Annotated in this window: 11 protein-coding genes; 1 reads left to right on the top strand and 10 read right to left on the bottom strand. The window is 67.1% G+C overall.

The features are described from left to right. Window positions 1–21 precede the first annotated feature (21 nt). Both AC13GF_RS00835 and AC13GF_RS00830 read right to left on the bottom strand, forming a co-directional pair. On the bottom strand, window positions 22–1,329 hold the full coding sequence (locus tag AC13GF_RS00835) for a polyhydroxyalkanoate depolymerase (protein WP_483002776.1): 1,308 nt from the start codon (window positions 1,327–1,329) through the stop codon (window positions 22–24). A 93-nt stretch (window positions 1,330–1,422) separates the two neighbouring features. Next, window positions 1,423–2,013, bottom strand: a complete 591-nt coding sequence (locus AC13GF_RS00830) for a class I SAM-dependent DNA methyltransferase (protein ID WP_033834080.1) — start codon at window positions 2,011–2,013, stop codon at window positions 1,423–1,425. Between the two features lie 149 nt (window positions 2,014–2,162). Between AC13GF_RS00830 and AC13GF_RS00825 the strand changes: the two genes are divergently transcribed. Beyond that, window positions 2,163–2,618 (top strand): CopD family protein, encoded by a 456-nt coding sequence (locus AC13GF_RS00825; protein WP_049433848.1) that lies wholly within the window; start codon window positions 2,163–2,165, stop codon window positions 2,616–2,618. A 313-nt stretch (window positions 2,619–2,931) separates the two neighbouring features. On the opposite strand, the gene AC13GF_RS00820 is transcribed toward AC13GF_RS00825, so the two are convergent. From AC13GF_RS00820 to lpxD, 8 genes are all read right to left on the bottom strand, one after another. Beyond that, window positions 2,932–3,891 (bottom strand): acetyl-CoA carboxylase carboxyltransferase subunit alpha, encoded by a 960-nt coding sequence (locus tag AC13GF_RS00820; RefSeq protein ID WP_032128332.1) that lies wholly within the window; start codon window positions 3,889–3,891, stop codon window positions 2,932–2,934. Window positions 3,892–4,004: 113 nt separating this feature from the next. Continuing rightward, window positions 4,005–4,874 carry a hypothetical protein gene (locus AC13GF_RS00815; RefSeq protein ID WP_483002772.1) on the bottom strand — a complete coding sequence of 290 codons (870 nt, stop codon included), beginning with the start codon at window positions 4,872–4,874 and terminating at the stop codon, window positions 4,005–4,007. A gap of 64 nt (window positions 4,875–4,938) precedes the next feature. Continuing rightward, window positions 4,939–8,529, bottom strand: coding sequence for a DNA polymerase III subunit alpha (gene dnaE, locus AC13GF_RS00810; RefSeq protein ID WP_317216898.1), 3,591 nt, complete (start codon window positions 8,527–8,529; stop codon window positions 4,939–4,941). Window positions 8,530–8,747: 218 nt separating this feature from the next. Beyond that, window positions 8,748–9,416 carry a ribonuclease HII gene (locus AC13GF_RS00805; RefSeq protein ID WP_483002770.1) on the bottom strand — a complete coding sequence of 223 codons (669 nt, stop codon included), beginning with the start codon at window positions 9,414–9,416 and terminating at the stop codon, window positions 8,748–8,750. Beyond that, window positions 9,413–10,672: a lipid-A-disaccharide synthase gene (gene lpxB, locus AC13GF_RS00800; RefSeq protein WP_049455669.1), complete on the bottom strand. Its 1,260-nt coding sequence runs from the start codon at window positions 10,670–10,672 to the stop codon at window positions 9,413–9,415. The genes AC13GF_RS00805 and lpxB overlap by 4 nt, the downstream gene beginning before the upstream one ends. Then, complete coding sequence (gene lpxA / locus AC13GF_RS00795) at window positions 10,669–11,460, bottom strand: acyl-ACP--UDP-N-acetylglucosamine O-acyltransferase (RefSeq protein ID WP_032128327.1); 792 nt, start codon at window positions 11,458–11,460, stop codon at window positions 10,669–10,671. The genes lpxB and lpxA overlap by 4 nt, the downstream gene beginning before the upstream one ends. 16 nt (window positions 11,461–11,476) lie before the next feature. After that, window positions 11,477–11,935 carry a 3-hydroxyacyl-ACP dehydratase FabZ gene (gene fabZ, locus AC13GF_RS00790; RefSeq protein WP_008265823.1) on the bottom strand — a complete coding sequence of 153 codons (459 nt, stop codon included), beginning with the start codon at window positions 11,933–11,935 and terminating at the stop codon, window positions 11,477–11,479. After that, window positions 11,932–12,954, bottom strand: coding sequence for a UDP-3-O-(3-hydroxymyristoyl)glucosamine N-acyltransferase (lpxD, locus tag AC13GF_RS00785; protein WP_483002767.1), 1,023 nt, complete (start codon window positions 12,952–12,954; stop codon window positions 11,932–11,934). Before lpxD ends, fabZ begins: the two co-directional genes overlap by 4 nt. Window positions 12,955–13,279 lie beyond the last annotated feature (325 nt).

Raw genomic sequence — 13,279 nt, 5'->3', positions numbered from 1 at the left:
TCGGCACCCACTCTGGGCGAATTACCCCGCCTTTCGCCGCAACGGGGTGACGTTGCTCTTCTTCTTCGTGACCTTCGCCGCCGGTGCTTCGGCATGCGCGGCGAAGAAGTCGCGCACCTTCGGGTACACCACCTCGCGCCAGCGACGGCCGCTGAAGATGCCGTAGTGGCCGGCACCTTCGACGATGAAATGCTCACGGCGGTCCGCAGTGATGCCGGTGCACAGCGCCTGCACGGCTTCGGTCTGGCCGAGACCGGCGATGTCGTCCAGCTCGCCCTCGATGCTCAGCAGCGCGGTATCGCGGATCGCTGACGGATCGACCTTCTCGCCGTTGACCACCCACTCGCCACGCGGCAGCAGGAAGTCCTGGAACACCACGCGGATGGTATCGAGATAGTACTTGGCCGGCATGTCCAGCACCGCGTTGTACTCGTCGTAGAAACGACGGTGCGCGTCGGCGTCTTCCAGGTCGCCCTTGACCAGGTCGGTGTAGAAATCCCAGTGCGAGCTGAAGTGGCGGCTCGGGTTCATCGACAGGAAGCCGGCGTGCTGCAGGAAGCCCGGATACACGCGACGGCCGGCGCCGGGATAGCTGGCCGGCACGGTGTGGATGACGTTGTTCTCGAACCACGACAGCGGGTTCTGCGTGGCCAGGTTGTTCACTGCGGTCGGGCTGCAGCGCGCATCGATCGGGCCACCCATCATCACCAGCGTGCGCGGCGTCGGCTCGCCACGGCTGGCCATCAGCGAAACCGCGGCCAGCACCGGTACGGTCGGCTGGCACACGCTCACCACATGCAGGCGCTCGACGCCGAGGTGGCGGATGAATTCCTGGATGTAGGCGATGTAGTCGTCCAGGCCGAATTCGCCTTCGCTGGACGGCACCATGCGCGCGTCGACCCAGTCAGTCACGTACACGCGGTGGTCGCGCAGCAGCGTGCGCACGGTATCGCGCAGCAGCGTGGCGTGGTGCCCGGACAGCGGCGCCACCACCAGCACGAACGGCTGGTTGAGCATGGTGTGCAGCTGGTCGGCTTCATTGCTGTGGCGCTTGAAGCGCAGCAGCTTGCAGAACGGCTTGCTCACTTCCTCGTGCACGACGATCGGCACGCGTTCGCCATCGACGTCGATTTCGTTGATGCCCCACTCAGGCTTCTCGTAATCCTTGCCGATGCGATGGAACAGCTCATTGACCGCCGCCAGGCGATCAGCGCCGGGCATCTGCGACCACCAGTGGCCCTGGTTGGCGAAGAACTTGGCGTTGGCCTGGGCCTGGTGCACCCAGGGGGCGAGCAGGTTGCGGGTCAGTTCGTGCAGTTGATAGAGCATGACGACCGAATATGTATGGTCATATGTTGCCGCGCAGCATATCCCATCCGGGTGTCCCGCAGGTTAAGTCGGCTGAAAATAATGAATCCGGATTCACATCCGTTCCAGCGCGGCCGCATCGCCTGCCAGGGCGGGGCCGAGCCAGCAGTGCGACCCTACCGGCTGCAGGCCGTGCCGGGCCAGCGTGCGGCGGTACCAGCGTGCCGGGCGGGCCTGGAAGCCGTCATGGTCGCCCTCGAACTCGTCCTCGGCGGCGAAGGTCTCCAGGAAGGCCACGCCGCCGGTCAGCTCGGCCACGCCGGCCAGACCGGCGCGCAGCTCGCGGTCGGGCACGTAATGCATCACGTCCGAGCAGATCAGCAGGTCGACCGGGGCACAGGGCCGCAGCCAGGCGAAATCGCCGAAGCGGGCCATGTGCAGGTTGCGGGTCCTGCCGTAGCGGCGCACAGCGTACTCGCTGCTGTCGAAGCCGAGGTATTCGACCTTCGGACGCAGCTTCAGCAGCGGCGCGCGCCAGGCGCCTTCACCGCAGCCGATGTCCAGCACGCTGCGGATCGGTCGCTCCAGGTAGTACTCGGCGCTGGCCACGGCCAACGCGACCTTGCGCGCCAGGCGGGCGCTGCCGCCGATGTCGGCACGGCGGTACCAGCGTTGGAAGTAGGCGGCGTCGTAGGTCTTGTCCATGGGGCGGTGCGCGGTCGGGGAAAACGGCGCCTATCGTACGGTGTTGCGACGCGCCATGCGTCGATGTGTCGCGGCGTGCGTGCCTGCAGCGGCTTCGCCACGGCATGCGAGAATGGCCGTCAACCTACGCCAGCCGCCGGAGCGAGCGCATGCAGAGCTACTACTGGGTCAAGACCTTCCACATCGTGTTCGTGGTGGCGTGGATGGCCACGGTGTTCTATCTGCCGCGCATCCTGGTGAACCTGGCCGAGACTGCGGGCCAGCCGGCGGTGACCGAGCGCCTGCAGCTGATGGGCCTGCGCCTGTACCGCTTCGGCCACTCGATGTTCGGCCTGGCATTCCTGCTCGGCCTGGTGCTGTGGCTGGGCTACAAGGTCATCCCCGATTTCCCGACCATGGTCGCGCCCGGTGGCGCCGGCTGGCTGCATGCCAAGCTGGGGCTGGTGGTGCTGCTGCTGGTGTACTTCAGCTGGATCGGCCGCCTGCTCAAGGGCGTGGCCAAGGGCAGGGCGCTGCCGTCGTCGCGCGCGCTGCGCTGGATCAACGAGATCCCGCTGCTGGCCTTCATTCCGATCGTGTGGCTGGTGCTGGCAAAGCCGTTCTGACAGTCCGCTATCCGTAGAGCCATGCCTAGCTCTACGGGTTCGCGTGATTCTTCGCCAAAGCAGAGGCATCCACGCATGGCGTGGATCTACTGGGTGCAGCTGTGGCTTTTGATGTTCAGGTCCGCCATGAGCGAGCCGAGCATCGCAGGTGAAACAGGGGCGAAGAGGCGCCGATGTCTGAGCGCAGCGAGTTCGGCGCCGTCCCCTGATTCACCGAGAAGCGCAGGGAACCGGTGCATAGCACCGGCTCGCGTTCGGCGGCGTGTTCTTTGGTTACTTTCTTGCACGAGCAAGAAAGTAACAAGCCGATGAATCAGGCTGCTTCGTACGTGCCGTAGCTGCGCAGGCGGGCGTAGCGCTGTTCCAGCAGCTGTTCGGTGGACAGCTTGTCCAGCGCGTCCAGTTCGTTCAGCAGCACCGCCTTCAGGCGCTTGGCCATCTGCGTCGGGTTGCGGTGGGCGCCACCGGTGGGCTCGCGCACGACCTTGTCGACCAGGCCCAGGCTCTTCAGGCGCGGGGCGGTCAGGCCCAGCTGTTCGGCGGCATCCTTGGCCTTGCCGGCGTCCTTCCACAGGATCGAGGCGCAGCCTTCCGGGGTGATGGTCGAGTACACCGAGTACTCCAGCATCACAGTGCGGTCGCCCACGCCCAGCGCCAGCGCGCCGCCGGAGCCGCCTTCACCGATCACGGTGCAGATGATCGGCACCTTCAGTTCGGCCATCTCGATCAGGTTGCGCGCGATCGCTTCAGACTGGCCGCGCGATTCGGCGTCGATGCCCGGCCAGGCGCCGGCGGTGTCGATCAGGGTCAGCACCGGCAGGCCGAAGCGCTCGGCCATCTTCATCAGGCGCAGCGCCTTGCGGTAGCCCTCCGGCTTGGGCATGCCGAAGTTGCGTTTGATCTTTTCCTTGGTGTCGCGGCCCTTCTGGTGGCCGATCACCATCACTGCACGGCCGTTGATGCGGGCCAGGCCACCCATGATCGCCTTGTCGTCGGCGAAGGCACGGTCGCCGGCCAGCTCCTGGAACTCATCGAACATGACGCGGAGGTAGTCGGCGGTATACGGGCGCGACGGATGACGGGCCAGCTGCAGCACCTGCCACGAGGTCAGGTTGCGGAAGATCTGCGCGGTGCGCATGCGCAGCTTGTCCTGCAGCGCGTGCACTTCCGCCTCGACATTGACCGCCGGCCCGGCACTGGCGTTGCGCAGTTCCTGGATCTTGGCTTCCAGGTCGGCGATGGGTTGCTCGAAGTCGAGGTAGTTCGGATTCATCGGAAGCCGTCGTGTAAAGAAGAGGGGAATTCTAGCCGAATGCGTGCAAACCACCCGTACGCCTTCGTCTGGAAGGCGACGGTAGCGCAGCCGGGCAGGGCGCGCCAGTCAGCTCAGGGCACCACCAGCGCGCTGCGGCCCATCAGCTGGCTGCGCTGGGAAACGAAGTCGTTGTAGGCCTCGTTGGCCTCCCGGCCCAGCCCGCTGCCCAACGTGGCGGTGGCCGAGGTGAAGGCCATCTGCGCGGCGAAGTCCTGCTTGCGCAGGGCCTTCTGTTCATCGGCGGTGGTGGCCTTCAGCCAGCGCGCATAGACCTCGCGCAGCGGCGCGGCATGCGCCTCGAAGGCCGGCACCAGCGCCGGCAGGCTGGCCGGGGCCGGTTCCAGGCTGAACGCCGGGGCCACGTAGCCGGCCGGCTGCTCGCGCTTGAACGCGCCGGGCTCGCCCATGCCTTCTTCCACGTAAGCGATGAAATCCGGTGCGGTGAACACCTTGGCCACGATCTGGCCACCGCTGGCGTCGACGTGGGCCACCACCTTTTCCTTCGGGAAGGGTTCGCGCACGCCGTAGGTCCAGGTCTTGTCGATGAACAGGTCGTGGCTCTTCTCGAACGGGCCTTCGAAGTCGACGCCGCCCAGCTCGATGCCGGCCTTGCCGGTGCCGAAGTTCTTCAGCTTGCTCTCGTCGGTGACATAGACCTCGCGGGCGATCACGTACTCGCTCAGGGTCGGGTTGATCAGTCCGCCACGACCGTCGGTGTAGACGATGAAGCGCACATCGCCGAGCTTTTCGGTGTGCAGGCGATGCTCGCCCACGGCCAGCGAAATCGGGCGCGAGCCCTGGGCGGCGACCGGCAGGTCCTTGCCATCGATGCTCAGTGCCAGCGGCGTGTCGGTCGGGTTGTCGATCTGGAACTCGATCTTCGAGGGCGAGCAGGCGGCCAGGGCCAGAGCGGCAGCGAACGGGAACAGCAGGGTCTTCATCGGCAATCGTCCTTGATACATGGAACGGGAAAGCGGGGGTTTCAGCAGAACCAGGGAGCCAGCTTCAGCTGGCCCACGGCGGGCTGTAGCGCACCTTCAGCGTGCGCACGGCCGGGTCGGCGCGCAGCGCCTCCATCAGCTTCGAATCGATGCGTACCGCGCTCTGCCCGGACACATCGAGCATGCCGGCGACGCCGCCCTGCGGCCCCTTCAGCAGCAGGTCCAGGCGCAGTGGCGTGCGCCCCGGGCGATGGCGGTCGAGCAGGGCATCGATGCGCTCCCAGACCGGACGCTGCTGGCGCAGGTCCAGGCGCAGCGACAGGCGCGTGGCGTAGTTGGCGCAGACTTCGTCGAAATCCCAGCACTGGCGGATGCGCAGCGCGAAGCCGCCGTTGAATTCGTCCTCACGCAGGCCGCCCTTGACCACCAGGATGCGGTCCTTGGTCATCAGGTGGCCGAACTCGGCCATCGCGTCGGAGAACGCGCTGCACTCGACGCGGCCGCGGCCGTCTTCAAGCTGGATGAAAATCTGGCTCTCGCCCTTGCGGCGCACGCCGACCACCTGGCCGGCCAGCACGGTCTGTACTTCCGGGCGCCAGCGCTTTTCGCCGCCACCACCGCCACCGCTGTTGGCGCTCCAGATCTTCTCCACCGAGCCCAGGTCGTTGCCGACCAGGTCGCGTACATCATCGCGCCAGGGATCGAACGGGTGGCCGCTGAGGTAGAAGCCCAGCGTGTCGCGCTCGCCGTTCAGGCGCTGCAGCAGCGGCCATTCCTCGGCTTCGGGCAGGTCCAGCTGGATCGTGGTCGCACTCGGGTCGGGGCCGCCGAACAGCGAGTTCTGCCCGGACGCACGTTCGCGCGCCATCTGGTCGGTGGCCTTGATCACTTCCGGCAACTGCAGCATCAGCGAGGCGCGGTTGTGCCCGAGCTCATCCAGTGCGCCGCAGTTGATCATCGCTTCCAGCGTGCGCCGGTTGAGCTTGGCCGAGCCGACGCGGGTGCAGAAGTCGAGCAGGTCCTTGTAGTCGCCGCCCTTCAGGCGCTCGTCCACCACGGCTTCGCAGGCACCCTGGCCGACGCCCTTGATCGCGCCAAGCCCGTACTGGATGGTGTCCGGGGTGACGGCTTCGAACATGAAGGCCGAGTGGTTCACCTTCGGCGGCAGCACGGTCAGGCCGAGGTTGCGCACCTCATCCAGGAAGCCGACCACCTTCTCGGTGTTGTCCAGGTCCGAGGACAGCGTAGCGGCCATGAATTCGGCCGGGTAATGGCGCTTCAGCCACGCGGTCTGGTAGCTGACCAGTGCGTAGGCAGCGGCGTGCGACTTGTTGAAGCCGTAGCCGGCGAATTTCTCCATCAGGTCGAAGATCGCATCGGCCTTGGCTTCGTCCACGCCATCCTTGGCCGCACCCTCGCGGAAGATCTCGCGGTGCTTGGCCATTTCGGCCGGCACCTTCTTGCCCATCGCGCGGCGCAGCAGGTCGGCGCCGCCCAGCGAGTAACCGCCGACGATCTGCGCCATCTGCATCACCTGCTCCTGGTACACCATGATGCCGTAGGTGTCCTTCAGGATGGCTTCGGTGCGCGGATCGGGATAGATGATTTCTTCCTGGCCGTGCTTACGCGCGTTGAAGGAGGGAATCAGGTCCATCGGGCCGGGGCGGTACAGCGACACCAGCGCGATCAGGTCTTCGAAACGGTCGGGGCGCGCGTCCTTCAGCAGGCGGCGCATGCCCGAGGATTCGAACTGGAACACCGCGCCGGTGTTGCCGTTGGCGAAGATGTCCTTGTAGGTGGGCGTGTCGTCCAGCGGGATTGCGGCGATGTCCACCGGCGGAATGCCGGCGCGCTCATGGCGCTTGTTGATCGCCTTCACCGCCCAGTCGATGATGGTCAGCGTGCGCAGGCCGAGGAAGTCGAACTTCACCAGGCCCACTTCTTCCACGTCGTTCTTGTCGAACTGGGTGACCGGGTTCTTGCCGAGGCCGTTCTCGTCGTGTTCGGCGTACAGCGGGCAGAATTCGCTCAGCGGCTCGGGCCCGATCACCACGCCACCGGCGTGCTTGCCGGCGTTGCGGGTCAGGTCTTCCAGCTGCAGTGCCAGGTCGATCAGGTCGCGGACATCGTCCTCGGTCTCGTAGCGCTGGATCAGTTCGGCCGACGCCATTTCCGAGCTGGGGCCTTCCTTGCCCTTGCCCAGTGCATCCTTCAGGTGGATGCCGAGGATGTTCGGGATCAGCTTGGAAACGCCGTCGACCAGGCCGTACGGGAAACCGAGCACGCGGCCGGAGTCGCGCACCACCGCCTTGGCGGCCATGGTGCCGTAGGTGATGATCTGGCTGACGCGCTCGCGCCCGTACTTGCGTGCGACGTAGTCGATCACCTCGTCGCGGCGGTCCATGCAGAAGTCGATGTCGAAGTCGGGCATCGACACGCGTTCCGGGTTCAGGAAGCGCTCGAACAGCAGGTTGTACGGCAGCGGGTCCAGATCGGTGATCTTCAGCGCCCAGGCCACCAGCGAACCGGCACCCGAACCACGGCCCGGGCCGATCGGGATGCCCTGGTTCTTGCCCCACTGGATGAAGTCGGCCACGATCAGGAAGTAGCCCGGGAAACCCATCTTGATGATGGTGTTGAGCTCGAACTCCAGGCGTTCGAAGTACTCTTCGCGGGTCTTGCCCGGCGCCAGCGGATTCTTCTCCAGGCGTTCTTCCAGGCCGTCGCGCGACATCTTCTGGATCCAGGTGTCCAGGGTCTCGTCGTCGGGCACCGGGTAGTTGGGCAGGAAGTAGGTGCCCAGCCGCATCTCGATGTTGCAGCGCTCGGCCAGCGCCAGCGTGTTGTCGATCGCATCGGGGATGTCGGCGAACAGCGCGCACATCTCCTCGGCCGACTTCAGGTACTGCTGGTCGCTGTACTCGCGCGGGCGCTTGGGATCGTCCAGCACGCGGCCGGTGGAAATGCACACGCGCGCTTCGTGCGCGCTGAAATCGGTGGGCGACAGGAAGCGCACATCATTGCTGGCCACCACCGGCAGGCCACGCTGGCCGGCCGCCATCAGCGCGAACTGGTTGAAGGTTTCCTCGCCCTCGCGGCCGGTACGGGTCAGTTCCAGGTGCAGGCCATCGCCGAACACGCGCTGCCAGTCGGCCAGCTGCTGCTCGGCCAGCTCATGCTTGCCGTCCAGCGCCAGGCGCCCGGCCAGGCTCTGCCGGCCGGCCAGCGCGAACAGGTTGGCGTTGCCGGCCTTCAGCCAGTCCGGGTGCACGGCCACGCCGCCCTCGGGGCGATGACCCTCCATCCAGGCGCGGGTCAGCAGCCGCGACAGGCTCAGGTAGCCTTCGCGATCGCGGCACAGCAGGGTCATCCGCCACGGGTCCTGGCCCTCTTCGGCGATCAGCACGTCGGCGCCGGCGATCGGCTTGATGCCCACGCCTTCGGCGGCCTTGTAGAACTTGACCAGGGCGAACAGGTTGTTGAGATCGGTCACCGCCAGTGCGGGCAGGCCGAGCTCGACCGAGCGCGACAGCAGGTTGGCCTGCTTGGCCTTCTTCGGGTCCGCCTGGTCGGGCTTGGCCGGCACGCGGATGGTCGAGTCCGCCAGCGAGAACTCGGTGTGGACGTGGAGATGTACGAAGCGGGAGTTGGACATGCCGGACCAGGTTGGAGCGCGCGGGCCCCGGGTGCTGACGGAAGATCGTCGCCGGGGTCGGGATGCGCTGGAGTGCCCGGTCAGGGTAGCGAGGGCAGGGGGAAGCGACAAGGACTTGACGGTGCGCCGATTGCGCGAATGTCGCCGGGCATGGCCCGGCGCTACCGGAGGCGTTCACATTGCCGTGAAAGCGCCGGACCATGCCCGGCAGCCGTTGTTCAAGCGATGGCTGTGATCGCGGAGGCTGGCGCTGTTTCCAGGCACTCACGCACCGGGGCGAAGCTGCGCCGGTGCTCCATGCAGGGGCCGTGCTCGCGCAGGGCGGCCAGGTGGGCCGGGGTGCCGTAGCCCTTGTGCTGCTCGAAGCCGTACTGCGGGTGGCGGGCATGCACGTCCTGCATGTAGCGGTCGCGCGAGACCTTGGCCAGGATCGATGCGGCCATGATCGCGCGGTCGATGCCATCACCGCCGACCAGCGCCTGCGCTGGCAGTACCAGGCCCTTGGGTACCACGTTGCCGTCGATGCGCGCGAAACCGGCGACGTGGGCGACTGCTGCAACCACGTCGCGCATGCCCTGCAGGGTGGCCTGGTAGATGTTCAGGCGGTCGATGGTGTCCACGTCCACCAGCACCACGTGCCAGGCCAGGGCGCGCTCGATGATGCGGTCATGCAGCTGCTCGCGGCGCGCGGCGGTGAGCTGCTTGGAATCGTCCAGGCCGTTGATGCGTGGTCGTGCCGGGTCGAACACCACTGCCGCCACCGCCACCGGCCCGGCGAGCGGACCACGGCCGGCTTCATCGACGCCGGCGACCAGGCGATCCGGCTCGATTACCGCGCTGCCATCGAACAGGGCCAGGCTGGCTGCGGCGGCGTGGCGGCGGCTCATGCCTGGGCCTGGTCGCGCATCAGCAGCTCGCCGACGGCGTCGGCGGCCCGTGCCGACGCATTGCGGCGCAGGCGTTCATGCAGGCGGGCATAGGTGTCCTGCAGGTCGGTCACCCGTTGTGGGTGGTCGAACCACTGCTGGATGGCTGCGGCCAGCTTGTCCGGCGTGCAGTCGTGCTGCATCAGTTCCGGTGCCAGGTCCTGCCCGGCCAGGATGTTGGGCAGGGCGAAGCGGTCGACCTTGATCAGGCCGAATGCCTTGACCAGACGGTAGGTCAGTTCGTTGACACGGTAGCCGACCACCATCGGCCGCTTCACCAGCATCGCCTCAAGGGTCGCGGTACCGGACGCCAGCACCACCACGTCGGCGGCGATCATGGCGTTGCGGGCCTGGCCGTCGAGCACATGCGAGTACGCGACCGGCAGCGCCGAGCGCGACAGCTGCTCTTCGATCAGCCGCTTGCATGCGGGGTTGGCGGCAGGCACCACCACGTGCAGGCCGGGGATGCGCTCTGAGACCTGCCAGGCGGCTTCAAAGAACGGCTCGCCCAGGCGCGAGATTTCGCCCAGGCGGCTGCCCGGCAGCACCGCCAGCACCTTGGCCGAAGTCGGCAGGCCAAGCGCGGCGCGCGCTTCTTCGCGGTTGCCCTGCAGCGGAATGTCGTCGGCCATCGGATGGCCGACGAACCGCGCGTCGATGCCGTGCTTGGCATAGATGGGCGGTTCCATCGGGAACAGGCACAGCACCAGGTCGGCGCTGCTGCCGATCTTCTCGGCGCGCTTCTCGCGCCAGGCCCAGACCGAGGGGCTGACGTAATGCACGGTGCGCACGCCACGCTGCTTCAGCCAGCGCTCGATGCCCAGGTTGAAGTCGGGGGCGTCGATGCCGATGAACACGTCCGGCTGCCAGTCCAGCGCACGCTGGCGGAACGCCGAGCGCAGCTTCAGCAGGCGCGGCAGGTGGCGCAGCACTTCGGTCAGGCCCATCACCGCCAGCTCGCTGGCATCGTGCCAGGTCTGGCAGCCGGCGCTGCGCATGGCGTCGCCACCGATGCCGGCGAACTCGGCATTCGGGAAGCGCGCCTTCAGTTCGCGTACCAGGCCCGCACCGAGCAGATCGCCGGAGGCCTCACCGGCCACCAGCGCGATCCGCAACGGGCGCTCGCTGAGCACCCGTTGCGCGGGGACGCTGCCGGTCATGGAGGCCAGCGGAATCACAGCGGCGCCGGCCGGCGCCTGGCCGGTCGTGCTGCTCATCGCAGCAAGGGCCTCTCGGCGTGCTCGATGAAGTCCAGCATGGCCTTCACGTCATCGCTGTCACGCGCCTGTTCGGTCAGCTGCACCTTGGCCTCGGCCAGCGGCAGGCCCGCCACATACAGGGTGCGGTAGGCACGCTTGATGGCGGAAATGCGCTCGGCGTCGAAGCCGCGGCGCTTCAGGCCTTCGCTGTTGATGCCGCGCGGGCGGCCCAGCGAATCGGTGCCGACCATGGTGAACGGCGGAACGTCGCCATTGGTCAGCGCACCCATGCCGAGGAAGGCATGTGCACCGATCCGGCAGAACTGGTGGGCACCGGCGAAGCCGCTGATGATCACGTAGTCGCCCACGGTGACGTGGCCGGCCAGGGTGGTGTTGTTGGAGAACACGCAGAAGTTGCCGACATGGCAGTCATGCGCCACGTGCGTGTAGGCCAGCATCCAGTTGTCATCGCCGATGGTGGTGATGCCACCGCCGCCGCCGGTACCGCGGTTCAGCGTGACGAACTCGCGGAACACATTGCGGTCGCCGATCACCAGCTCGGTGCGCTCCCCTGCATACTTCTTGTCCTGCGGTTCGCCACCGACGGCCGCGTGGCCGATGAAGCGGTTGTCGCGGCCGATCTTCGTCGGGCCGTGGATGCTGCAGTGGGGGCCGATCACCGTGCCGGCACCGATTTCCACATCGGCACCGATCAGGGTGAACGCGCCCACCTGGACGTCATCGGCCAGGCGCGCGGCCGGGTCGATGACGGCGGTCGGGTGGATCCGCGGTGCGTTGTCAGTCATTCCTGCCTCCAGTGGATCAGCCCTTGGCGCCGGCACACATGACTTCGGCCGAGGCAACGACTTCTCCGTTGACCTTGGCTTCGCCGTAGTACCAGCCCATGTTGCGGATCAGGCGCTTCATCTGCACATCCAGCATCAGCACGTCGCCGGGAACGACCTGCTTGTTGAAGCGGGCGTTTTCCACCTTGACCATGTAGAACAGCTTGGACTGCGAGTCACGGCCGAGCGTGAGCTGGGTCATCACGCCACCGGCCTGCGCCAGCGCTTCGATGATCAGCACGCCGGGCATGATCGGGCGGCCCGGGAAGTGGCCCTGGAAGAACGGCTCGTTGATGCTGACGTTCTTCTGCGCAAGGATGCGCTTGGCTTCGATGTCGAGCTCAAGCACCCGGTCCACCAGCAGGAACGGGTAGCGGTGCGGGAGCAGTTCCTGGATCTGGCAGACGTCGATCGGAAGCTGCAGCGTGTCGTTCATTCTTTCTCCTTGCCAGCAGCCAGGACGCGGCGAGCCAATGCGTCCAGCTGCTTGAAGCGCGCGGCGTTCTTGCGCCACGTGCGGTTGTCGGTCAATGGGGTGCCGGACGAGTACTCGCCCGGCTCATGGATGGAATTGCGGACCACCGACTTGCCGGTGATCACGACCTTGTCGCAGATCTCAAGGTGGCCGACCACGCCGACGTGGCCGCCGAGCAGGCAGTAGCGGCCGATCTTGGCGCTGCCGGCGATGCCGGTGCAGCCGGCGATGGCCGAGTGCGCGCCGATCTGCACGTTGTGCGCGATCTGCACCAGGTTGTCCAGGCGCACGTCGTCGTCCAGCACGGTGTCTTCCAGCGCACCGCGGTCGACGCAGGTGTTGGCGCCGATCTCGCAGTCATCGCCGATGCGCACGCCGCCGAGCTGCGGCACCTTGATCCACTTGCCGGCGTCCATGGCCAGGCCGAAGCCATCGGCGCCGAGCACGGCACCGGGATGCACGCGAACGCGCTTGCCGAGCTTGACCCGGGTGACCAGGGTGACCCGCGCGATCAGCTCGCAGCCGTTGTCCAGGCTGCAGTCTTCGCCGATCACGCTGCCGGTGCCGATGATGCAGTTCTCGCCGACCACGCTGCGTGCGCCGACGGAGACGAACGGGCCGATATGGGCGCTGGCGGCGACCTGTGCGCTGGGATCGATGACGGCGCTGGGGTGGATGCCCGGCGGGCGCGTCGGCGCGATGTCGAACAGCGCGGCGATCTTGGCGAAGGTGGTGTACGGGTCCTTGGCGACGAGCGCGGCGCCGGGAGCGGCCTCGGCGTCGTCGGCACGCAGGACCACCAGCGATGCCTGGCTGTCGGCCAGCTGGGCGCGGTAGCGTGGATTGGCGAGGAAGGTCAGCTGGCCAGGACCGGCATGGGCGAGGGTGGCCACGCCATGGATGGCGGTGGCGGGGTCGCCATGGACCTGCAGGCCGAACTGCTCGGCGAGTTGCTGGGCGGTGTAGATGGGAGTATTCACGGCGGGAGTTTAACGTGTGACGCCATTGCGGTCATGCGGGGGACATAGGCAGCCAACTGCAGGGCCCCTCACGGCCGGCAGAGCCAGTGTCATGGGCTGGGTCGGACGGGGCGGGGCGGCGGGGGGCGGCGCAAGTACGTCCATGTAGCCTTGGTCGCCGCTTGCTCGCATGCGCTGTCCTGCTCACGCGGCAAGACCTGGGTTGGGCGTCCTGCCCAACCCGCCCGAGGCATGCCTCGGGCCCATGCGGCTCACACCCCCGCAGCCCCGCCCCGTCCGACCTCCGACGGCCTGGCGCGAGTGCCAGCCACGGAAAAACAGAAAA

The organism is Stenotrophomonas sp. 22LJNL06-5-1 (genome assembly GCF_056861455.1).
The sequence above is the reverse complement of the archived record's forward strand: the minus strand, read 5'-3'. Positions and strand labels throughout refer to the sequence as shown.